This is a genomic window from Bacillus cereus group sp. Bc061 (assembly GCF_027715825.1).
Taxonomy (GTDB): Bacteria; Bacillota; Bacilli; order Bacillales; family Bacillaceae_G; genus Bacillus_A; species Bacillus_A paranthracis.
Genome location: NZ_JAQFTZ010000001.1, coordinates 497,663 through 519,764, shown reverse-complemented (window position 1 = coordinate 519,764; position 22,102 = coordinate 497,663). Strand labels below are relative to the sequence as shown.

The window sequence follows — 22,102 nt, the reverse complement described above, 5'->3', positions numbered from 1 at the left end:
ATTAAAATGACAGAGTGGTTAACGATATTTGATTCTGAAAGAAATACACTTGGGAAGAAATTACGTGATGAAGTGCACCGTGACGGTGATTGGCACGAAACATTTCATTGTTGGTTTGTAGAAAAAGATGATGAAGATATGTTCTTATATTTCCAATTACGCTCTAAAAATAAAAAAGAAGCCCCATGTATATGGGATATTACTTCAGCTGGACATATTATGCATGATGAAGATGTACAAATTGGTGGCCTTCGTGAAATTGAAGAAGAATTGGGGCTTTCTTTTCAAACGACTGATTTAGCATATAAGGGCATCTTTAAAATAGATTATGAAATTTCAAATCTTACGGATCGCGAGTTTTGTCATATGTATTTCCACAATGTCATCGATCCACTTCCATTCGCACCAGGTGAAGAAGTAGATGATGTGATGAAAGTACATGCAACTTCTTTTCTACAACTATTAAAAAGAGAGATTTCATCTTTTACAGCTACTTCTGTTTTGAGCAATAAACCGCTAACGATAACTTTTGATGATATCTATCCATATGATCTTGCATACTATGAATTTGTTGTTGAACAAGGAAAAGACTTACTAGAAAATAATAGTTTATAAATAAAATAGGACTCCTAGCATTATATTGCATGAAGTCCTATTTTTTCATTATTGTTCAAGCATTTTTAATCTACTCTCTACTCGTATAAATAAACGAATGATTAATAACAGCATAATCACCATAATCGCTATCATTGTATGTGGATATCTAAACAGTATACTAACAACACTTCCAATTAACATCATAATGAATCCGTTTTGCTTCATCACTTCTGCACTATACCTATTACCTACATCCCATAATTCTTTATTTTTCATAGATCGTTTCGTACGATAACCATATGCCGCATTAATATCGGTCGGTGGATTTTTTTGAAGGACAATCGCCGCAAGTATAAATATAATACCTATTAAAATACTCATTCCTATGTTTATTAGTGCATACATCAATTATATTCCCTCCTAACAACCTACAGCTTCATTATACGACAAAATCCTGTTTTTTCCAATTCAACAACACATTCACTTCCGCTCTTTCGATGTTTGGAACATACTTGGCAGCGTTACAAAGCGCGCCCCTTTCGTTTTTAACTGCGGAATCATTTTGTCTAGCGCCTCTACAGATCCTTGCAGGCGTCCACCTGGAGTTGAATGTTGAAGTATGATACTACCAGGGAATGAGTTCCCTAACACATTATTTGTAATCGTATCAGCACTTACACCTTTCCAATCAACTGTATCCACACTCCACTGTACAATCATAAAGTTTTGCTCAGTTGCCCAATGCAATTGATTTTCAAGTATTTCACCATACGGCGGGCGTATAAATTTAGGAGCATAGCCGGCTATACGTTTTAATATTTCTTCCGTTTTTATAATTTGATTACGGTACTCATCCTCATTTACTTTCGCTAAATTAGGATGACTATACGTATGATTACCAATTACATGCCCTTCATTCGCAATACGCTTTACTACATTTGGAAACTTTTCTGCATTTTCACCAAGCAGGAAAAAAGTCGCTTTTACATTATGTTGTTTTAACTTATCTAATATTTTTGGCGTGAATTCTAAATCCGGTCCATCATCAAATGTAAGTGCGACTTCCGCTTTATTGTACGGTCCTGAAAATGCGTACGCATATTTTTCGACCCAAGAAAATGGTGTCCACGATCCACGTTCATCTGCTTTCATTTGTACTTCATAGCTTTGAGGGATATATGTGTATGGCAATGTTCTTATATAATCTCCGTAATAAAATAAGTTATATGGCATATAAGCATACGAAACATTTCGTTCTAGTCCCCATTGATATGGAGTAAACATTTGTGGCGAATAAAAATAATACATGATAAAAACCTCCCTAAATTTTCATATGTGATTCCTCTGCACTTTGTTAGAGAAATTGTTATTCATAAACAAAAATAAGACTGTCCGTCATTTGGACAGTCTTACTGCTGACTATTATTAATAAATTGATGTACTACCTTTCGGCAAAGCTTTCACGTGTTTTAAATAGTTCGTCACTTTATCATCATCATCTTGCGGATATCGATACCCATATGTATTAGCAATTTCATTCGCCACTTCCCTAAATAAATTACCCATGACAAAGAATGACTCCCATATGTTTTCATATTCCGCATTAGAAAATGTCCTCTTAAATTGCTCCCACATATCTTTTTCAATATATTGCTCGAAATGCTTTCCAAACTTTCCTGCATTAACTGTAAAGTCTGTTTTCATACCAATATGCCATTCTAGCATTACGATGAACATATCCCGCACTGGACCATCAAACATTCCTTTTGCATAAGAAAGTTCCTCACGCCATAACCCTTTTGCCACATTCGTACTACACCACCAAAACTCATTACAGCAACCTAAAAACTCTTTTTCTGTAGGCTTTTTTATTAAGTAATCTTTATCGCTTGCTGGCGGGAATTCTTCTATACAATTATCTTTATCGAGAAGTAATTTACTTAAACTATCTTGTCCAACGAAATTATTTATTAATTCAACTGGCACTAGTGTTAAATCAATCCGATTCCCATCCATGAACTGCATTAAATACGGAAACTTTCCGTCTCCATCTGGTGGAACTAATGACATTTCTTCCGGCATTTGTACAATCATTATTTCTCCAAATCTATGAATCCAATTATGATTAGACGTAAAGGATTGTATATCTTTTACAACATACATAATATCATAGTCTTGAAAACAATCTCTTTTCACATGTGGATTTACACGCGATCCATTCATGATGACAGCTCGGATTCTTTCATCCTCTTTTGCTGTATTCATAATTAAGTCTATCATTTCTTTTTCTGTTCTCATCTACTCACAACCTCCAATTTTTTATATAAAATATAGTGATATGTATATAGGAGGTCCACGAGCTAACTGCGTTGTATACGATACAAGTTATAATTTTTCAAACATCTTTTTCATTCTATTTATCTCCTTTCGGTATTCTTTTACGAAAATGTAAAATCTTTCGGTATTCATACATCACTCATATATTGATCAACAGCCGTCCACTTCTCAATCATACTCATGGAAATACCATCGCTTTCAATACTTTTCTACTATTCACCTTCAATTATACATAAAATTCTGTCTTATATACAAAAAATAAAGAAGGGACATCTACTTCATTACAAAATAGATATCCCTTCTTTTGTTTATACATGTATCCCTTACGGATTAGTAGACCAAAGTCCTGCTGATTTAATAAATGTACGTTTATTTAATTTCAGCTGCGCTACGATAAACTCTGCAATATCTTCTGCTTGCATAACTTTATCAGGATTTCCATCAGTTAGCCCTAAATCTACAGCCATATCTGTTGCTACTGTACTTGGAGTTAAAGCAGTTACGCGAATGTTATGTTTACGAACTTCCATCGCTAACGATTCTGTTAAGCCAAGAACACCAAATTTAGAAGCACTATATGCACTTGTTACAGGTGCACCTTTTTGTCCTGCTGTAGATGAAATGTTAATGATATCACCAGATTGTTGTTCAATCATGCTTGGTAAAGCTGCACGAGTTGCATAGTATACACCCATTAAGTTTACTTGAATGATTTTTTCCCAATCAGCAACGTCTAGTTCTAAAAACTTACCGAACTTAGAAATACCAGCGTTATTAATTAAAATATCGATAGATCCTAAACCGTTTTTTAACGTCTCAATTGCAGTAGTCACTTCTTCATATGAAGAAACATCAGCAGTCGCAATAACAGCTTTTACGCCTTCTGCTTCTACTTCTTTCGCTACAGCTTTTAAGTTTTCTTCTGAGCGAGCTAAAAGACCTACATTTACGCCCTCTTTCGCTAATGCGATCGCTACAGCGCGACCAATCCCTCTACCTGCTCCTGTAATTAAAGCATTTTTGCCTTGTAATAATTCTGCCAAGTATAACACTCCTTAATCATCTCAGTTATGTATTATATTAAAATTGTATCTATGTTTATGTAAAAAGGCAATGATGCACTTTCATGTGCGTAGGTTACTTGTAGGTAACTATAGAAAGTTCTTATTTATAATTCTCATCTTTTTTCCATAATTCATGTAAAATAGAAATAAATTCCATAAAGGAGAGCATATGCGTATAAAAAAATGGTTCTTGTCACTATCTGCAGTCGGACTATTTAGCATATTTTTGGCTATGTACTTTATATTTGGTAATCCACTATATTATAAAGTAATAGAAAAAGAAGCTAACGAATATCTCCATACTATAAAAGGATATAAGCAAAAAGAAATACAAAGCATAACCGGAAAATATACTTCCCTTTATAATATCGGCTATTATGCAGAGGTAGTATATAAAGACGAACCTTATTTTACATACTCTTATACATACGATAATAATAAAAAAATAATACAAGACAATGGCATTTTAGGAAGACATACTGAATCATTTGAGCATCTTAATTTAAATTGGTCACTGTTCGATCAACTAATACAAGGGATTCATACGAACTTACAAGAAAGAGGTTTAAGTGAAAAAAAGGATTATTCTATACGACACGTTCATTTCATTGATATAGATGATGATAAAAACGATGCAGAAGCATACGTTGACTTTAAAAAAGATGAATAATGAAGGAAAAGCTTATCAATATAGTTGCAGTAATGGGAAATGTATTTTTAAAGAGAAATAGTGTTAGAAGGTTCCCCTTCTAACACTATTTCTCTTCATGATTCGGAATACGTACAATAAATTCCGTACCACTGCCTTCCTCACTCTCGACTTTTATTTCTCCTTGATGAAGGTCGAGTACTTTTTTTACGATAGCCAAACCTAAGCCACTCCCTCCATAAGCACGATTTCGTGAAGAATCCGCTTTATAAAAGCGCTCAAAAATATGTTGCTTCTGTTCTTCAGATATCCCAATTCCCGAATCGCGAATACGTACTTCCACTACTTTCTCATATTCTTTTAACTGGATTGTAATTGTGCCACCACTTGGAGTAAATTTAATACTATTATGAATTAAATTAATCCAAACTTGACTCATACTTTCTTGGTCAGCAGTAATGTGCACTTTCTCTAAATTAAGTTCCAATTCAATTTCTTTTTCAGCCCAGAGCGGTTCACTATTTAACACAATTTGCTTTAACTGTTGATCTAATCGATAAGTTACTCTTTCTGGTGTATATTCTTCCGACTCTAAAAGGGTAAGATTCAGTAAATTTTGACTTAGTTTAGATAATCTCGTCGTTTCCGTTTCAATAATGGTAAGGTAATGCTCTCTCTTTTCCTCGGAAAGATTGTTATCTTGTAGCGCTCTAGCAAATCCTTTTATAGAAGTTAATGGTGACTGTATTTCATGAGAAACATTCGATACAAATTCCTGGCGCATTTTCTCCATCGCATTTAGTTCATCTGTCATATCATTTATACTTTTTACGAGCACACCAATTTCTCCATCATATTTCTCTTCATTTCGTATTTTTACGGAGAAGTCCCCTTTTGCAATTTTTTGTATCGGTTCAATAATAGTCCAAATCATCGCCTCTCGCTTCGGTCTCATTAATACTGCAATTAATATCCAAAGAAGAATCATAAATATAAAACTGAGTATGTCACTAATGAGGTAGGTAACAAAAGGAGATAAATGTATTGCAAGTGCATCCAATATACTAGATGATACATAAAATGCTGTAGACCAAATAATAGTAAGAAAAGAAAAGAGTGCTATTATCGCTCCCGTTACTTTTAGCATCTTGAATTTACTCATTCGCTCTCTTCTTCTCATTTACTTACCTCTAAGCGATATCCTAAGCCTCTTATCGTTTTAATACTAAATCTCGATTTCTCTTCTTGGAACTTCTCACGTAACCGATTCATATGAACATCTAATGTTCGCTCATTTCCTTCAAAATCATATCCCCATACATCTTCAATTAATTGCTCTCTCGAACAAGTTCTTCCTACTTTAGAGCCTAAAGTAAATAGCAATTCGAATTCTTTTAACGGTAACGTAACCGTTTGTTCTCCAATTGTAACTTCAAATGTTTTACGATTTAACAGTACAGTTCCAACTTGAATTGATTGCGACACTGTAATTTGGTAACGTTTCAATAACGCCTTAACCCTCACTACTAGTTCTATCGGATCAAATGGTTTTACAAGATAATCATCCGTACCAAGATGAAATCCTTTTACTTTTTGAGACGTTTCCCCTTTAGCAGTTAACATCAAAATCGGAATATCATAGTACTTCCTTAATTCGAAACATACATCAAATCCATCCATATTCGGCATCATGATATCAAGAATAACCATATCAACTTTCACTTCATCTATTTTTTGAAGTGCATCTAGACCATCAATTGCTTCATATGTTTGAAATCCTTCCCGCTCTAAAAATACAGAAACAAGTTCTCTAATATGCGGATCGTCATCTACTATTAAAATTTTTGGTAGCAAAGAAAACCTCTCCTTTCTACGTAGCATCTTTCATATAACTTTTAAAAATGAATCACCAGCGGAGTATAAGCCCCACTGATGATTCATTTTATAATACGCCCTCTTTAATTTTCAATTGTTGCGTTGCAAATTCACGATACATGTCATGTGTGCGTAACAATTCATCATGTGTACCACTTCCTGTAAGATTCCCTTTTTCAATAAAGATAATTTTATCTGCATCTACAACAGTAGACAGTCTATGTGCAATAACTAACGTTGTTCTGCCTTTCATTAAGTTATTTAATGCCTTTTGAACGACGGACTCGGACTTACTATCTAAACTTGAAGTTGCCTCATCTAACATAAGAATTTGTGGATTTCGAAGTAATGCTCGGGCAATGGCAATTCGCTGCCTTTGTCCTCCGGAAAGCTTCACACCACGCTCTCCAACTTCTGTTGCATAAGCGTTTGGCAAATCATGAATAAATGCATCCACATATGCCATCGCTGCTACTTTTTCAATTTCTTCATCTGTTACTTCCCCCTCAACACCGTAACAAATATTATCACGAATTGTTCCATCGATTAACGGACTATCTTGTGAAACGTAACCAATTTGACGTCGCCATGACTGTAATGAATAGTTCGTAATTGCATCTTTTCCTAATTTAATGGCACCGCTAGTTGGCTCATAAAAACGTTCTAATAGTGAGAATAACGTCGTTTTCCCGCTACCACTTGGCCCTACAATTGCTGTTACTTTTCCAGATTCAATTGTGAAATCAATATTCTTTAACACTTGCTCTTCTTCGTTATACTCGAAATGTACATTTTCAAGAACAATTGGTTGCTTAGCATTTGTGACTTTCACACCAGTTTCATGATCTTCTACTTCATATTCTAAAATTGTATTAATTCTTTCCGTTGCACCAATCGCCTTTTGGAATTGTGTAAAGAACATAGATAATTGACTCATCGGCATTATAATTTGAACTAAATATAAAATAAACGCTACTAGTTCCCCAGTTGTTAATGCACCACTAGAAACTCTCATCCCACCATATCCTACGATAATAACAAGCAGTGCCATTAAAACAAACGACATAACTGGTGAAATTAACGCTTGCACTTTTCCTTCTTTCAAACCAAATTGCAATAACTTTTCGATACCTTTATTTCCAGTTTCATATTCTCTTTTTTCTGTGTTCGAAGATTTCACTAAACGAATTTCTGATAATACTTGCGTTAGCACACTTGTAAAAGAAGCTGTTTCATCTTGAAGCGCTTTTGAAATCTTATACATTTTTCTTCCTAGTGGAACTAAAATCAGTACTGATAATGGAATAACCGTTAAAAGTAAAAGTGTCATTTTCCAATCTAAAACAAATAATACAATTAATGATCCGACGATTGAAATACCACCTGTTAGTAAGTTTGACAAATGCTCAGAAATTAATGTCTTCACAACACCTGTATCATTTGTCATTCGGCTAATTGTATCGCCTGTTCTATTTTGATCATAATAAGATACTGGCAATATAAGTACCTTTTTCCACAAACGTTCTCTTAGTCCAGCTACAATCTTCTGTCCTATATAATTTAATAAATATATAGACAATCCTGCAGCTATAGTTTGCATAATAAAGAATGCAACTAATCCAACAATTTGTCCTGTACTAATTGAGGAAAGTGAAAAATTATCTACTAACCCTTTCGTTAACATCGGAATAAATAAACTTGCTCCCGTAGAAAGCAAACTCATTAATAACGCAAAAATAAGAATCCCTTTCGGAGGCTTTGTATCTTGAATAAGGCGTAAAAACTGCCTCCAATTCCCTTTTTTCTTTATTTCATCTCTAACTTCCATTCATGTTCATCTCCTCGTGTTAAACAAAACTGTTCTTTCTAAAAATAGAATACAATACAAATGTAAACTGAATGTAAACACACATTTTGTATTTTTACAAAATATACATAAAAACTCATCTTTACAACAGATATAAACATCTGATATTATTACCTGGTACTTAATATTATTCTATGTGAATTATAAATAACTAATTTAAAATACTATATAAATCTCCAGTTATTGAAAGGAGTATCCTTTTTGCAAACAAATATACATTCCGAAAAGGAAACAATTATTTTTATTCATGGATTAGTTGGCAATCGTCGTGCCTTCAAAAAAGAGCATAAACGATTTTCAACCTCCTACAACATTATTACGTATGATTTATTAGGTCACGGCGATGATAAAGGTGAAGCTATCGAATTTTCATTACAACGCCTCGTTGATCAATTATTGAATTTATACGAAAAAGAAGGCATTCAAAAAGCTCATATTTGCGCCTTAAGCTATGGCTGTTATATCTCTACCATTTTTGCACAAATGCACCCAGAAAAAGTATTAAGCATTTGTCATATTGGCGGCCATTATAATAATCCTTCTCTTTTATATAGCGTATTTCAAAAATTTTGGGAGAAACGAGGAGACGATTACTCTAAATGGCTCTCTCAATACGCAAATACCATTTTTCCAAGTGGCATACTAAAAGCAAACCCATTTGCAGTCATTTCAAGAAATATTTATTACCGTTTCGGATTGCAATTACATTCATCAATTATTGTCCAATCATTACGACATCGGTTAGAATTCGATTTAAAATCTAAATTAAAATCACTTCCCCACCCTATACTATGGGTAATGGGTGAACATGATCATCTCTATAAATCTTGTCTTTTTGATTTAAAGTCCATTCTTCCTAACGTTTTATATAAAGAAATACCGTTAGCAGGACATGCAGCAAATTTATTTCGCCCTAACTATTTCCATGACCTATACGATCGATTTTTAAACGGGAAGTTAAAGTAAAAACTACTATACTCCCAATTTATTCAACTATAAAAAGGCTTCCCAAGTTTCCCTGGAAAGCCTTTTCTCTATTCGAAAAGTATATAAACTACTTTTTCTTAGTATGCTTTTGTGTAACCTAAAAGGTGCTTGCTCCAGTAAGAGTTGCTTACTGAACTAATACGTACGCCAGTTGCATCAGTTTCTGCACTAATGAACTGACCGTTTCCTAAGTAAACACCCATGTGAGAAGGACCTGATTTATAAGTGTTTTGGAAGTATACTAAATCACCTGGTTGTGGATTGCTAGTTTTTGTTTTAGAGCTCCAGTATCCAGCAACTGTTTGACGAGCGCCTTTATGACCAGTTTGATTTAATACGTAGTGAATGAATCCACTGCAGTCAAAACCAGCAGGTGTTGTACCAGCAGTTCTGTATGGTGAACCATTTAAAGATCTAGCGAAACCAGCGATTGAAGATGTATTTCCACCTGTTGTTGGTTTTTGTACGTCTTTACCTGGTTGTTGAACGTTATTTGTAACGTTATTGTTATTTGTAACGTTGTTTACTCCGCCTTTTACAAACTTAACGAAGTCTGCACTTACGTAACCTGCACGGCCGTTATGGTTAATTTTGTACCAACCATTTTCAGCGCCAGTAACGTTTAATACTGTACCGTTTGTTACGCCACCAATTACAGCGTTGTATGTAGCTGGGCCTGTACGTACTTTTAGAGCACCAGTGTTAACAACATAAGAACCACCAGTTTGAACTGTAGTAGTATTGTTGTTTGTAGTTGGTTGTTGTGTTTGGTTAGATACAGCAGAACCACCTTTTGTTACGAAGTCTTTGCTTACGTATCCAGTTCCACCATTGAAGTTGATTTTAAACCAATCTTGTACTTCACCAACAACTTGTACTGTTTTACCTTTATTTACAGAGCCTAATACTGTATGAGATGTACTTGGGCCTGTACGTACGTTAAGTGAAGAAACGTTTACTGTGTAAGTACCAGTTCCTTGTTGAACAGTAGTTCCTGTTTTACCACCAGTCGTTACGAAGTCACCACTTACATAACCAGTTTGACCGTTTACAGTTACTTTGAACCAACCGTTTTCTTGTCCAATTACTTGTAGTACTTGACCTTGTTTTACTTTAGAAATAACGCTATGTCCTGTACCAGCACCTGAACGAACATTTAATACATCAGCAGTTACTGTGTATTTTAAGTCAGATTTTGTTTCTACAGTTTTTGTTTCAGTTACAGTCGTTTGAGTTTGAGTTTGTCCATTAATTTCTTTTAGCGCTTCGTTTGAAACTTGTGCTTGAGCAGAATCCATACCTGGAACTGCAACACCTACTACAGAAGCTGCTGCTAAACCTGCAATTACTTTTTTCATAAGTTGTCTTTACTTCCTTTCCCTACTATCCTCTTTAAAAAAACTTATAAACTTAATACTTTACAATATTATCAAAGTAAAATATTCATTAAGTTCCATTTTTTAGCAAGAGTTTTATTTTTCACACAGAGTTCATTTTAAATGAATGAAGTGAAATCCGTGTGAACTTCATGTGAACTTTACCATTAAACTCACTCTTTTTGCAATGCTTTTTTCATATTTCTTATGTATTTCATTGAAAATTCGACATACCATTCATTATCTTAGTAAATATTTTTCTATCCACTTTTAAAAATTCTATTCATCTAACACAATGCAAAGAATGTATTACTTAGTATAGTTCCTCCCATGAAGCATACTCTTATCATGACAAAAAACACTTTTTTTATCAATAGTATAATATTTTTAGAAAACTATTTTTGATACTATCTATCACTTTTAAAAGATTTGACGATTTGTAAGATTTAACTTCAAAAATTCTGTTCTAATTTGACGAAAGTACACATTCCGCTACCCATTTTTAACTGTCTATGGAATTTATAGGGTATTTATATTATCATATATATAGTAGCGTCTTAATCTATACACATTTTATTTACCCTACACGGAAAGCAATTGAATTTTAAGATGAGCGTTTTATTGCTTGCAAATAGTGGAATCAAAAGGGAGGTATATTTATGAATAACATAATAGATGATCCTATAAATAAAAATATAGAACTGTACTATGCTTTTTTTCAATTCGTTTCAATTATTACCTTACAAAAAATATCAACTATTGAAACACGTAAAAACGAATTAAAAAATCAGATGAAAAATTCCTATCAAAAAAATCCTTACTACTTATAAAAAGGTGAACAGGTTGTATCCCTGTTCACCTTTTTATAAGTAGCAAAACCCCGATTGGTTCAAATAATAATTAGTGGGGGATAAACAATTCCCCCACTCGTTCCTACATTATTTATAAATTTTTACACGGTTTTCTAAAGGCTGGTATTCTTTTTCACCTGCAGGTACAACCGGTTTACCAAACGGCATTTGCGCAATAAGCTTCCAATTTTCTGGAACTCCCCATTCTTTTCTCACTTCTTCATCAATTAATGGATTGTAATGTTGCAATGTAGCACCAAACCCTTCAATTTCCAAAGCTGTCCAAATTGCAAATTGTAACATTCCAGAGGATTGCTGAGACCAAATTGGAAAGTTCTCTTTGTATAATGCAAATTTTTCTTGCAGTTCTTCCACCACTTCACTATCTTCGAAGTATAGAACTGTTCCATAACCACTTTTAAATGCATTCATTTTTTCTTCCGTAGAAGCGAAGTTATTTTCAGGTACAATTTTTCGTAACGTTTCTTTCGTAATATCCCATAACTTATCGTGTTGTTCTCCAAGCAAGACGACAACGCGAGCACTCTGAGAGTTAAAAGCTGAAGGTGTATGTTTTACAGCATGATAAATCACTTCTTGAATTTTTTCATCAGAAACTACTTGTTCTTTACTAATTGCGTAAATAGATCTTCTGTCTTCAATCGCTGAGTAAAAATCTTTTGCCATCATAATTCCCTCCAATTTTCATTTGAGGCTTTTTCCTATGTACACATCATATGCCCCTCAAAACTTATCATTAATAAGTTTCTAACTTTATAATATAAACAAACAATAATAAACTCAAATAATAACACTCACATTTTTTACCTTTTTACTTTATTAGTGCTAAAAAATAAAAGGCAATTTGCTGTTACCGATAGTACGTAACAACAAATTGCCTTTTTTATATGATGATCTAACTCAGTATTTCACTTAATTAACTAAGCCAAATGCATAAGACATTAGCTTATTCGTCTCTGTAAAACGCTTTGTTTTACCTTTTGTCCCCATAACAACTGTAATAATACGAGTATCACCTTGTTTTGCTGTACCCGTAAAACAATACCCTGCGCTATCTGTAAATCCTGTTTTTAATCCGTCTATTCCTTCTATATATAAAGCTTTATTATTTTTGTTTAACATATCATTTGTACTTATAACATTAATATTATTAAATGCTAACTGACTTTGACGTAAGTGAGTCACTTCTAATATTTCTGGGTAATCTTTTATAAGATGATACGCCAAGTTTGCTACATCACCAGCCGTCATTTTTGTTTCACTTCCATCGGGCTCTTGTAATCCAGAAGCATTTGCAAATTTAGCATGTTCCGACATTTTGAACTGTTTCGCTTTTGCATCCATAAGCTGAACGAAATCTTTCTCCGATTTTGCCATATGTTCTGCTAAAGCCACAGCTGAATTATTAGCTGACTCAATCATTAATGCATGATATAAATCTTTAACAGTTAATGTGTCATTAACTTGTACTGGGATTCTCGCTCCCTCTGTTTGTGCCGCTTTCGCACTCATTTTCACCGGATCTTCCCAGCGAACTTTCCCATTATGTACATTTTCTAATAGAAGATATGCTGTCATCATCTTAGACATACTTGCTGGCGCAAAAGCCTCATTTTCATTATGTTGATAAATAACATCTCCATTACTCGCATCAATAATCATAGCTGCTTTTGCATCAATTTCCGGTGGTATGTACTTTGGTGGGACTACTTTTTCAACTAATCCTGTTTTAGGTAGTTCTGCCACTTGTAAAGGTTGTCCCTCTATACTTGTTGCACTCTTTTGAGTTCCTTGGAATAAGAACCAACATATCCCTAAAACAATGACTAATAGGACTGTCAGCCTTCCCCATTTTAACCGCTTCATTTCAAAACTCCTTTAACAAACCTTTTATACACTCACATTTAACCATAACAACTTTCCCTTTATATCGTCAAGGTAAAAAGCATATTTATTCATCTACAGCAATTATTATTTCAATGCATGTATGTTACAATAACAATACCGAAATATAAGAATATTCAATGATAAACCTTATGAATAAAACTATTAATAGAAGGGATTCATACAAATGCCACTTCCAAAATCATTAAAATACGGAGATACAATTGGGATTTACTCCCCTTCTTCTCCAGTAACCTACACTTCTCCTAAAAGATTTGAACGAGCGAAATCTTACTTACAACAGAAAGGATTTCATATATTAGAAGGTTCACTAACAGGTCGATATGATTATTATCGTTCGGGTAGTATACAAGAGCGTGCTGAGGAACTAAATGCTTTAATAAGAAACCCGAATGTTTCTTGTATCATGTCAACAATTGGTGGCATGAATTCAAATTCCTTATTGCCTTATATTGATTATGATACTTTTCTAAATAACCCTAAAATAATGATTGGGTATTCAGATGCAACAGCTTTATTACTAGGGATTTATGCAAAAACAGGACTCCCTACATTTTACGGCCCGGCACTCGTTCCCTCCTTTGGAGAATTTGAGCCTTTTGTAGATGATACATACAAATATTTTGTAGAAACATTACTGCATGATCAAGCGCTTCCATACAACATAAAACAACCTTTATTTTGGTCAGACGAATTTATTAATTGGGAAGAGAAAACGAAAGAAAAAGAACTTAGACCAAATAATTGGATTTCTGTAACAAATGGACAAGCTACCGGACGGATAATTGGCGGCAACTTAAATACAATACAAGGAATTTGGGGTAGCTCTTTTATGCCATGTATTCAAGAAGGCGATATTCTCTTTATTGAGGACAGTTCAAAAGATGCAGCTACTATTGAAAGAAGCTTTTCATTCCTTAAAATTAACGGTGTATTTGATAAAATTTCAGGTATCATTCTTGGAAAGCATGAGCAATTTGATGATTGTGGTACAAATCGAAAACCTTTTGAAATACTATTAGAAGTACTTCAAAATCAAAGAATTCCTTTTCTAGCCGACTTCGATTGTTGTCATACACATCCAATGATTACCATGCCTATCGGTGTTCAAGTAGAATTGGATGCAACAAATAAAACGATACATATTGTAGAACCTTGGAAAAAATGAATACATGGCTTTTATTGTTTTACAATAAAAGCCATGATACTATATAATTTGGAATGTGAAAGATTAAACTAAATACGTTCCAATATCTATCATTAGAAAAATTAGGTATAAATATATATTTATATGCAAAAGAGAGTGAATAAATGAAACCAACTATTAAAAATTACTTATTTTTACATGTAGCTTTTTTGATATATTCTATCATTATGGTTTACATGAAATGGGCGGCTAAATTCCCCATTGCTTCCATCTCATTTTTTATGGCTTATTTCGGACTAGTTATACTTTTATTTGGATATGCAATTTTATGGCAACAAGTAATTAAACATTTCGAAATATCAAAAGCATATTCACATCGCGGGATTATTATACTATGGTCAATGCTTTGGTCAGTATTTCTATTTGGAGATACGATTCAGTGGAATCATTTACTTGGTGCAGCTATTATTATCGTCGGAATTGTGGTGGTGACAAAAGATGAATAGTTATATGTTATTATTTATTTTCGGGATAATTTTAGCTAATTACTCACAAATATTATTAAAAAAAGCTACTTTGCAACAATACGATTCTAGAATAAAAGAATATGTGAATCCTTATGTTATTATCGGCTACTCTTTATTTGTAATTAACGCTGGATTAAATGTTATCGCCATGAAGGGCATGGCATTAAAACAAGCATCAGCATTAGAATCCTTAAGTTATATCATCATATTAATTTTCGGTTGGTATTTCCTAGGAGAAAAAATAACGAAACGTAAACTCATCGGCAACATGATTATTATCGTTGGTGTAATCGTTTATTGTATCCAATAGTAAAAGGCTCCGTTTATCACAAACGGAGCCTTTTACTATTGACCTAAATTTTGCACCTTCTCTTTCAAATCTCGAACTTGATCTACCGTCTGCATAAGCTCCGAGTTTTTAAACTCTTCTACATTCACTTTCCCTTCTTCTATCTTTGTCATCGCCGTATCAATTAACGTATTTAACTTTTCGTTATATCCGACGATTTGCTGATGAAGATCCTTTGCTACATCAGGCGGTGTTAATTCATTAAAAGCGGGTATATCTTGTTTAATTTCACTAAGCTTCGCTTCTAATTCTTTTCGAGCTTCACTATCATTAACAGCCTTTTCAGCTAATGCTGGTGCATCATTTGCAAACGCACTTATTTCATTTATATAGTCTGTCGCTTTTTGAGCATAATCTATGGAGTTCTTTCCTTGTTCTACTAGTGAACATCCCATTAAGCCAATTGTAACTATAAATACTACTAAAGTTGATTTTATTTTCATTTTAGGCTCCCTTCGTCTTTATAATTGTCTGTAAGTTTCTCTATCCTAACTTCTAGCTACATTACTTATAACCTTTTTTCAAATAGCTATTTACCCTCTTACATGCCCGATTACTGTTACAACATCTACTTCTATATGTACGCTAATAATATCTTCAATTATATCCGTATATCCTTGTCCTATAGCTGTTCCATAGTGTAATGTAAGCCCCTTCTTTTCATACACTGACTTTGGTACTGAAAAAATAAATCTCCTCAAATTTCTTTCATCAGCCGGTTCCATAATTAAAACAATCCCATCCTCATCAAACATATACGCTCGCCCTCCAACTTTACATTCACTATGGCTCAGTATTGCCTTGGTCAGCAAAATTTAAAACATAATACGTTTATATACACACTATGCTGCACCATAAAAATAAAAAACATTCCTTCTTTTTGTTAAGAATGAATGTTTTTTAAAAAATCAATTTCTAACTCTAGCATCTTTCTTTGACGAGGTTTTACTTTTCTTACGGGAACTCCCGCATAAATATACCAATCATCTAAACTCTCTTTTACCATACTCATCGCACCGACTGCCGTACCTTCTCCTATAGTTACATTTGGAAAAATAATAGAATTAGCACCAATAATCGCATGTTTTTTTAAAATAACTTTTTCTGTTTTCACATTCCTATATTGACTCGGAACAGTTGGTCCCATTAATGTATTCCCACTGAAATCATCTAGTACTGCATATACGATTGTTTTAGCTGAGATATTTGCAAAGTCATGCATTTCAATCCCAACTTCCCCTCCATATAACGCTGTATACGCTGATATATGCGAATAACTTCCAATTGTAATTTTGCCACTTAAAATGCAAAAATCATCAATCCTTACATGATTACCTACTGATATAACACCTGGATTATATATACTTGCTTTTTTACTAATCAATACATTCTTCCCAATTGATAAAAATCCAATTTTCTTTAGCTCTTCTTGACTATAAAAACTATTCATCTGCCAACACCGCCCTCTGACCTAAACATCTTACAATTTGTTCTACTATTTCTTTCGTCATTCCTTCCCATAAAGGCAAACTTACTATTCGTTTTGCTATTTTATTCGTTCTTGTTAAATCTGTAGACTTATAGTTTCTAAAAAGAACTTGTTGGTGACAAGAGGGCGAAAAGTATAATCTAGCTTCTATTTTCTGTTTTTTCAGGTCTTCTATTACTTGTTTGTTGCGAACTTCTTCCGGACAAAGAATAGGCATAAATTGCTGAATAACTGCTTCTGTCTTTTGGACTTGCCACCCTTTTTTCATTAATCCATTACTTTGTAACAATTGTTTATACCATTCAGAAATACGGGTGCGTTCTTTTAATTTTTCATCCCATTTTTTCATAGTTGCAATCCCAATAGCGGCTGCATATTCAGACATTTTACAATTAAACCCCATCATCGTACATTCACGATTTGTATCAAATCCGAAATTCCCCATTCTTTTAATACGTTGTATATCTTCTTCATTTTTACTATATATGAGCCCTCCTTCACCAATTCCAAAAGGCTTTGTTGCATGAAAACTATATACGATCATTCCACTAAAATCCTGTCCATAATGCACACTTCCATTCATCAATCCGAATCCCGGTGCCGCATCTACGACAACCGGAACACCCCTCTTCTCTAATTCTTCATATTCTTCTAAGTTCATCCATGATCCAAAAGTTGCGTACGGGACAACAATCGCAACCTCTTCTTTTAATTCTTCAATCTTATCCAAAAGTACTGTTTTATCCATATACCAATCATCTATTGAAATATCAATAAAATAAGGTTCCAATCCACACCAAATAGCTGCTAATGGAGTCGCTGGGAATGTAAAACTAGGCATGAGAGCATATTTCCCTTTTTTTCTTTTCTTAAGTTGAATGGCCGCCATTAACCCTAACGTTGCGTTTGCTACTGTTGTAACAGCTCCCCTGTTCTGAAAAAATCCCGACATAATTGTTTGTTCAAAACGTTGATTTATAGGTCCGTAATTCGTATATATGTGAGATGTATCAATTTCCTTCAATTCATCCAAATACTCAATTACAGGTACAGTTGAAGCACGTAAAAAAGGAATATTCTCCATATCTATCTATTCCTTCCTATCATTTTCGAACAATATAGAGCATATCTGTTTCAGATAAGCCAAATTTCCTAGCACTTTTCATCCCTTGTTTTTCAGCTAGGTTATATAATTCCACCTTAAACCCCGCATTCATTAATCGTTGAATGAACCCTGATTGATTATAAATTCTCACATGATCTTCTTGACCAAAAGCTAATTTCCTCAATTGTGGAGTTACAATTAATTCATTCTCTATAATAGAATCCACATTCATTACGATGGGTACTTGAATAATTCCCCATCCACCTGGTTTTAGAACCCTATATAACTCTCGCATTGCTTTGCCATCATCAAGAACATGTTCTAATACGTGGCTACATAAAATTACATCAAAAGTATTACTATCATATGTAATGCTTGTAACATCAATTTCCTTCATTAATGGATCCTTTGGCTCTAAATCCCCACACACATACGTAATATTTTTATACTCGTTAAACCAATCTCTTACATTCGCTTCAGGTGCAATATGAAGCATAGTATATTTTCTACTTAACAAGTCCGTTTCCGTTTCAATGTACACACGATACAATCTTTCACGATCCATCGAACTACAAACTGGACATATCCCTGTATCTTTATTCCACATCTCAAATTTATATTTTGGAAAATCATAATGTGCTGGCCAAGGTGAAAATTTTTCAAATTGTTGATTGCAATATTGACAATAACAACATTCTTTCTCAAACATATGGGCAACTAGTTTGTTTAACCCCTGTTTAATCTTTTCATTATAAATTTGATCTAGTTCTCCATTTCTTACTGCATCCTTAACTATAAATCCCGCATTCTCTAAACAATAGGATAAGCTCTCTTTATAATCTCTTTCAGAACTTAAAAACCCACTATTATATGCATCAATAATTAATTCAATCCATTCTTCAATTGTCATTAAAATAAAATGCATTTGTTTTTGATTTTGTCCACTATGTTGTCTAAAATAACTAAGAGGTTCTTGTATATAAACTACTTTTCCTTTCCTCATCATGTCTAGCCAAGTTGCAATGTCATTAATAGCAGAATAAGCCTTCCCTTTAAAATACCCAAACTTCCCTTCAAACAATTCCCGATTAAACAAAACAGTTGTCGGCTCACCAACTACATTTTTCAAATTTTTTAACATATAATTCCCTAATTCTTTTCCTTCAAAAAGCGTAGTTTCTTTCGCGATTTTCATATTTAATGTTGAAGGTGGTAATATCTCTCCATTCTCATCAATTAGTTCACGATAAGACGTCACAAATGAAATATTTTCTAACGTCAAAAAGTATTTCATCATTCTCTCGATCTTTTCATGATGAAATAAGTCATCATCTAATAAAAAGTTTATATAATCCCCGTTCGCAAGTTCTATACACTTATTAAAGTTTTCAGCAACTAACGGCGTTTCATTTTTAACATATGTAATACACTCATATTCACGTAAATACGGTTGAATCATCGCATTGACTTCATTATTTGTACTGTCGTCAGAAATAATAATTTCAATATTTTCATATGTTTGATTCAGAGCACTATTAAGCGCCAATTCCAAGTAATACGGTCTATTGTACGCAGGAATAAGTATACTTACTTTCGGTAAAGGAGAATTATTATTTATATATTGTTTTTTCTTTTCTATGTTTATTTTCTTTTCTTTAATTTTTTGATAATAGTCTAATGTATATAATATTGATGATGGAACTATCCTTCTTGCATATTCTAGAAAATTAGTTATCGCTTCATCTAACTCTTTTTCGTTAGATAAGAAACCATATTTTTCTCCAGCTATAATACTATGTGAAAAATCTTCTAATCCATCCATCATTTTATTAGATTCATTTAACTGTTGATCTGGATGTAATCGAAAGTAACTCAGTGTCTCTGCTATATATACCGCTTTTCCTTTACTTAATAAAGATAACCATGAAGCTATATCTACGTTACAAAGATACCTCCTCTTATCAAAAATCCCATACGGTTCTTGTAAATCATTTTTACGAAATAAAACTGTTGTCGGTTCTCCAATATAATTTTTTTGATCGACAATTACCCTATTTGCTAATTCTGTTCCCTCTATAATCGTATCCTCTTTAAATAAACGGACAGTTGAATAAATATGTCGTAGTTCTTTTCCTTTTTCATCAATTACTTGACGATGGGATGTTACAAGCTTAATTTCATTATCTAAATCATTGAAAAAATACTTCATCATTTTTTCAATTTTATCCACATGAAAGATATCATCGTCCATTAAAAAATTTATATATTCACCGCTCGCTTTATTAAATAACATTAGAGCATTTTCAAACTGTCCGAGAGTTGACCTGTTTTTTATATAAGTAATATTTGAATGATCACATAAGTATTTTTGTAACACCTTTTCTGTTTCATCATTCGTACTATCATCTCCAACTATAATTTCTATATTAGAGTACGTTTGTTCCAGCACACTACGTAACGCCTCTTCAAAGTAGCGAGGACGATTATATGTAGGAATTAATACACTTACCAACGGAAGTTGATCTACCACCTCTTCATTTCTTTCAATACGAGTTCTCATTTTACTCTCTCACCTCTTCGCATATTATTTATATACGCGACACAAAAATCACATTACTGTAACCGAATGGAGCCTATATACTTTTATGCAGAAATGAAACGAAATATCATACTTTTCGTTCCTGAATAAACATATTTAATAACACGGACATTTTATTTGCACCTTTTTTATTCATATGATCACTATCATAAAAATCTTCATCACAAAATAATGGCGAATCAAATAAATCTATAATTTGAAAAGAATATTGAGCTTGAAAATCGTTTATAACTTTATAAAAATCTTCTTTTAATTTCTTACTACTACAATTGAAATAATGTGAAGTAACAGGGAATACAACAATTAGTGGTTTTATATCATGTTTTAAAAGTAATTCTAAATATGTTTTAAAAATTGTTTTATTTTCAACTAAAGTATGAGGATATGACAATTTAGCATGTGAAGCTGCTCTTATTTTTCCGTGTTCTTCAAAAGGAATGTGAAGAGGAGTGATATTCCATTCAGCATTTATCCAGGGCAATATCAATGATTCATCTGTTAGTTCGTCTAATAAAATATATTCAAAATGCAAATTAAAAATAGAAAAAAGTGGTTTCGGGGTATCTAGATGTGAGAATCCATCAGTGGATAGAGGAGAATGAACTACAGTATGATGGCCGTCTTGAAACAATGGATAATATACTTTGTGAATTCTATATGATTCAGATGATAACGACATGTCAAAGTAAAACGAGAAATAAGCTATTCCTATCAAACAATATTGAAAAGAATGATCGTTTGATAGAAGTTGTGATGCTATTAAATAATCATAGTATAAATCTTGCGATGGAAGTGTTAGTTTTATTGACTTTTTTGAGAGGAGCTCTGTACTTATGCCACAATGCGGATAAGACAAGCCCGTCGCAAACAATTCATACGTCGGATCACCCTTTGCTTTTTTCATAGAAATGTATAAAGACATAAGATCCGGATTTATTTGATAGATAGAAATTAATTTATTCCTCCATTCATACATGTATTTTGTTAAATTAATAATTTTTGTACTTTGCACGCCCCTGTTTATTAATTCATTTACAAGTTTTTCTGCGTCCACTCTCCAAATAACTATATATTGAAAAGAACTCTCTATACGAACAATAGCTGAAACGTCTACAACATGAACGATTGTTTTACATTTATTTTTGTCTAATGTATTTTGAATCTTCTCCCTTGATAATTCATCACTTAAAACAATAATTTTACACTGCTCCTTCACGTATATCCCCTCCATTATATGTATAATATGAAATTCATTTTTCATTCGTAACGATCATATACATTTGCCATCCATCAAAAAAAGAATAGAATATTTATTTCAAAACAAAAAATAGCTCCACCATTAGGCGTAGCTATTTTC

Annotated in this window: 22 protein-coding genes and 1 pseudogene; 7 read left to right on the top strand and 16 right to left on the bottom strand. The window is 33.2% G+C overall.

Translation table 11 applies throughout. The annotated features are described in order from the left end of the window. Positions 1-6 precede the first annotated feature (6 nt). On the top strand, positions 7-615 hold the full coding sequence (locus tag PDQ40_RS02695; protein ID WP_214328765.1) for an NUDIX hydrolase: 609 nt from the start codon (positions 7-9) through the stop codon (positions 613-615). A gap of 48 nt (positions 616-663) precedes the next feature. Here the strand turns inward: PDQ40_RS02695 and PDQ40_RS02690 are convergent, their stop codons facing one another. The 4 genes from PDQ40_RS02690 to PDQ40_RS02675 form a co-directional block, all read right to left on the bottom strand. Next, on the bottom strand, positions 664-1,002 hold the full coding sequence (locus tag PDQ40_RS02690; RefSeq protein WP_000271090.1) for an SdpI family protein: 339 nt from the start codon (positions 1,000-1,002) through the stop codon (positions 664-666). Between the two features lie 75 nt (positions 1,003-1,077). After that, the gene (locus tag PDQ40_RS02685; protein ID WP_048557539.1) at positions 1,078-1,905 is read right to left on the bottom strand and encodes a peptidoglycan-N-acetylglucosamine deacetylase; all 828 of its coding nucleotides are present in this window, start codon (positions 1,903-1,905) and stop codon (positions 1,078-1,080) included. Between the two features lie 117 nt (positions 1,906-2,022). Beyond that, positions 2,023-2,895 carry an aminoglycoside 6-adenylyltransferase gene (locus PDQ40_RS02680; protein ID WP_214328766.1) on the bottom strand — a complete coding sequence of 291 codons (873 nt, stop codon included), beginning with the start codon at positions 2,893-2,895 and terminating at the stop codon, positions 2,023-2,025. Positions 2,896-3,257: 362 nt separating this feature from the next. Then, positions 3,258-3,977: a 3-ketoacyl-ACP reductase gene (locus tag PDQ40_RS02675; RefSeq protein ID WP_000818985.1), complete on the bottom strand. Its 720-nt coding sequence runs from the start codon at positions 3,975-3,977 to the stop codon at positions 3,258-3,260. Positions 3,978-4,167: 190 nt separating this feature from the next. Here PDQ40_RS02675 and PDQ40_RS02670 point away from each other — a divergent pair. Continuing rightward, positions 4,168-4,729: pseudogene (locus PDQ40_RS02670) on the top strand (DUF3139 domain-containing protein). 24 nt (positions 4,730-4,753) lie between these two features. Here PDQ40_RS02670 and hitS read toward each other — a convergent pair. The 3 genes from hitS to PDQ40_RS02655 all read right to left on the bottom strand — a co-directional run bounded on the left by hitS (position 4,754) and on the right by PDQ40_RS02655 (position 8,350). Then, positions 4,754-5,827 carry an envelope stress sensor histidine kinase HitS gene (gene hitS, locus PDQ40_RS02665; protein ID WP_001254320.1) on the bottom strand — a complete coding sequence of 358 codons (1,074 nt, stop codon included), beginning with the start codon at positions 5,825-5,827 and terminating at the stop codon, positions 4,754-4,756. After that, a complete protein-coding gene (gene hitR, locus PDQ40_RS02660) occupies positions 5,824-6,501 on the bottom strand; it encodes an envelope stress response regulator transcription factor HitR (protein ID WP_061536228.1) in 678 nt (225 codons plus the stop codon). Before hitR ends, hitS begins: the two co-directional genes overlap by 4 nt. A gap of 88 nt (positions 6,502-6,589) precedes the next feature. Next, entirely contained in the window at positions 6,590-8,350 is a 1,761-nt protein-coding gene (locus PDQ40_RS02655; protein ID WP_000453755.1) for an ABC transporter ATP-binding protein, read from the bottom strand. A 240-nt stretch (positions 8,351-8,590) separates the two neighbouring features. Here PDQ40_RS02655 and PDQ40_RS02650 point away from each other — a divergent pair, with 240 nt between their 5' ends. Further along, the gene (locus PDQ40_RS02650; protein WP_001194298.1) at positions 8,591-9,355 is read left to right on the top strand and encodes an alpha/beta fold hydrolase; all 765 of its coding nucleotides are present in this window, start codon (positions 8,591-8,593) and stop codon (positions 9,353-9,355) included. A gap of 98 nt (positions 9,356-9,453) precedes the next feature. On the opposite strand, the gene entFM is transcribed toward PDQ40_RS02650, so the two are convergent. After that, positions 9,454-10,734, bottom strand: a complete 1,281-nt coding sequence (gene entFM, locus PDQ40_RS02645; protein ID WP_025998517.1) for an enterotoxin EntFM — start codon at positions 10,732-10,734, stop codon at positions 9,454-9,456. A gap of 677 nt (positions 10,735-11,411) precedes the next feature. On the opposite strand from entFM, the gene PDQ40_RS02640 reads away from it, so the two are divergent. Then, positions 11,412-11,582 (top strand): hypothetical protein, encoded by a 171-nt coding sequence (locus tag PDQ40_RS02640; RefSeq protein ID WP_001059583.1) that lies wholly within the window; start codon positions 11,412-11,414, stop codon positions 11,580-11,582. 108 nt (positions 11,583-11,690) lie between these two features. Here PDQ40_RS02640 and PDQ40_RS02635 read toward each other — a convergent pair whose 3' ends face one another. Next, positions 11,691-12,293 (bottom strand): nitroreductase family protein, encoded by a 603-nt coding sequence (locus PDQ40_RS02635; protein ID WP_001993708.1) that lies wholly within the window; start codon positions 12,291-12,293, stop codon positions 11,691-11,693. Between the two features lie 243 nt (positions 12,294-12,536). Then, complete coding sequence (locus PDQ40_RS02630; RefSeq protein WP_000825888.1) at positions 12,537-13,490, bottom strand: D-alanyl-D-alanine carboxypeptidase family protein; 954 nt, start codon at positions 13,488-13,490, stop codon at positions 12,537-12,539. 205 nt (positions 13,491-13,695) lie between these two features. Between PDQ40_RS02630 and PDQ40_RS02625 the strand changes: the two genes are divergently transcribed. From PDQ40_RS02625 to PDQ40_RS02615, 3 genes are all read left to right on the top strand, one after another. Beyond that, positions 13,696-14,697 carry a S66 family peptidase gene (locus PDQ40_RS02625; protein WP_001130820.1) on the top strand — a complete coding sequence of 334 codons (1,002 nt, stop codon included), beginning with the start codon at positions 13,696-13,698 and terminating at the stop codon, positions 14,695-14,697. 143 nt (positions 14,698-14,840) lie between these two features. Continuing rightward, on the top strand, positions 14,841-15,182 hold the full coding sequence (locus PDQ40_RS02620) for an EamA family transporter (RefSeq protein ID WP_000805123.1): 342 nt from the start codon (positions 14,841-14,843) through the stop codon (positions 15,180-15,182). Next, on the top strand, positions 15,175-15,513 hold the full coding sequence (locus PDQ40_RS02615) for an EamA family transporter (protein WP_001089868.1): 339 nt from the start codon (positions 15,175-15,177) through the stop codon (positions 15,511-15,513). Before PDQ40_RS02620 ends, PDQ40_RS02615 begins: the two co-directional genes overlap by 8 nt. 35 nt (positions 15,514-15,548) lie before the next feature. Here the strand turns inward: PDQ40_RS02615 and PDQ40_RS02610 are convergent, their stop codons facing one another. The 6 genes from PDQ40_RS02610 to PDQ40_RS02585 all read right to left on the bottom strand — a co-directional run bounded on the left by PDQ40_RS02610 (position 15,549) and on the right by PDQ40_RS02585 (position 21,961). Then, entirely contained in the window at positions 15,549-15,995 is a 447-nt protein-coding gene (locus PDQ40_RS02610; RefSeq protein ID WP_000695301.1) for a DUF6376 family protein, read from the bottom strand. 90 nt (positions 15,996-16,085) lie between these two features. Next, the gene (locus PDQ40_RS02605; protein ID WP_000459104.1) at positions 16,086-16,307 is read right to left on the bottom strand and encodes a hypothetical protein; all 222 of its coding nucleotides are present in this window, start codon (positions 16,305-16,307) and stop codon (positions 16,086-16,088) included. 128 nt (positions 16,308-16,435) lie between these two features. Further along, the gene (locus PDQ40_RS02600; RefSeq protein ID WP_001084169.1) at positions 16,436-17,002 is read right to left on the bottom strand and encodes an acyltransferase; all 567 of its coding nucleotides are present in this window, start codon (positions 17,000-17,002) and stop codon (positions 16,436-16,438) included. Next, on the bottom strand, positions 16,995-18,125 hold the full coding sequence (locus tag PDQ40_RS02595) for a DegT/DnrJ/EryC1/StrS aminotransferase family protein (RefSeq protein WP_214328769.1): 1,131 nt from the start codon (positions 18,123-18,125) through the stop codon (positions 16,995-16,997). Before PDQ40_RS02595 ends, PDQ40_RS02600 begins: the two co-directional genes overlap by 8 nt. Before the next feature lie 19 nt (positions 18,126-18,144). After that, entirely contained in the window at positions 18,145-20,706 is a 2,562-nt protein-coding gene (locus PDQ40_RS02590) for a glycosyltransferase (protein WP_214328770.1), read from the bottom strand. Between the two features lie 106 nt (positions 20,707-20,812). Further along, positions 20,813-21,961, bottom strand: a complete 1,149-nt coding sequence (locus PDQ40_RS02585) for a hypothetical protein (protein ID WP_000662729.1) — start codon at positions 21,959-21,961, stop codon at positions 20,813-20,815. Positions 21,962-22,102: the final 141 nt, after the last annotated feature.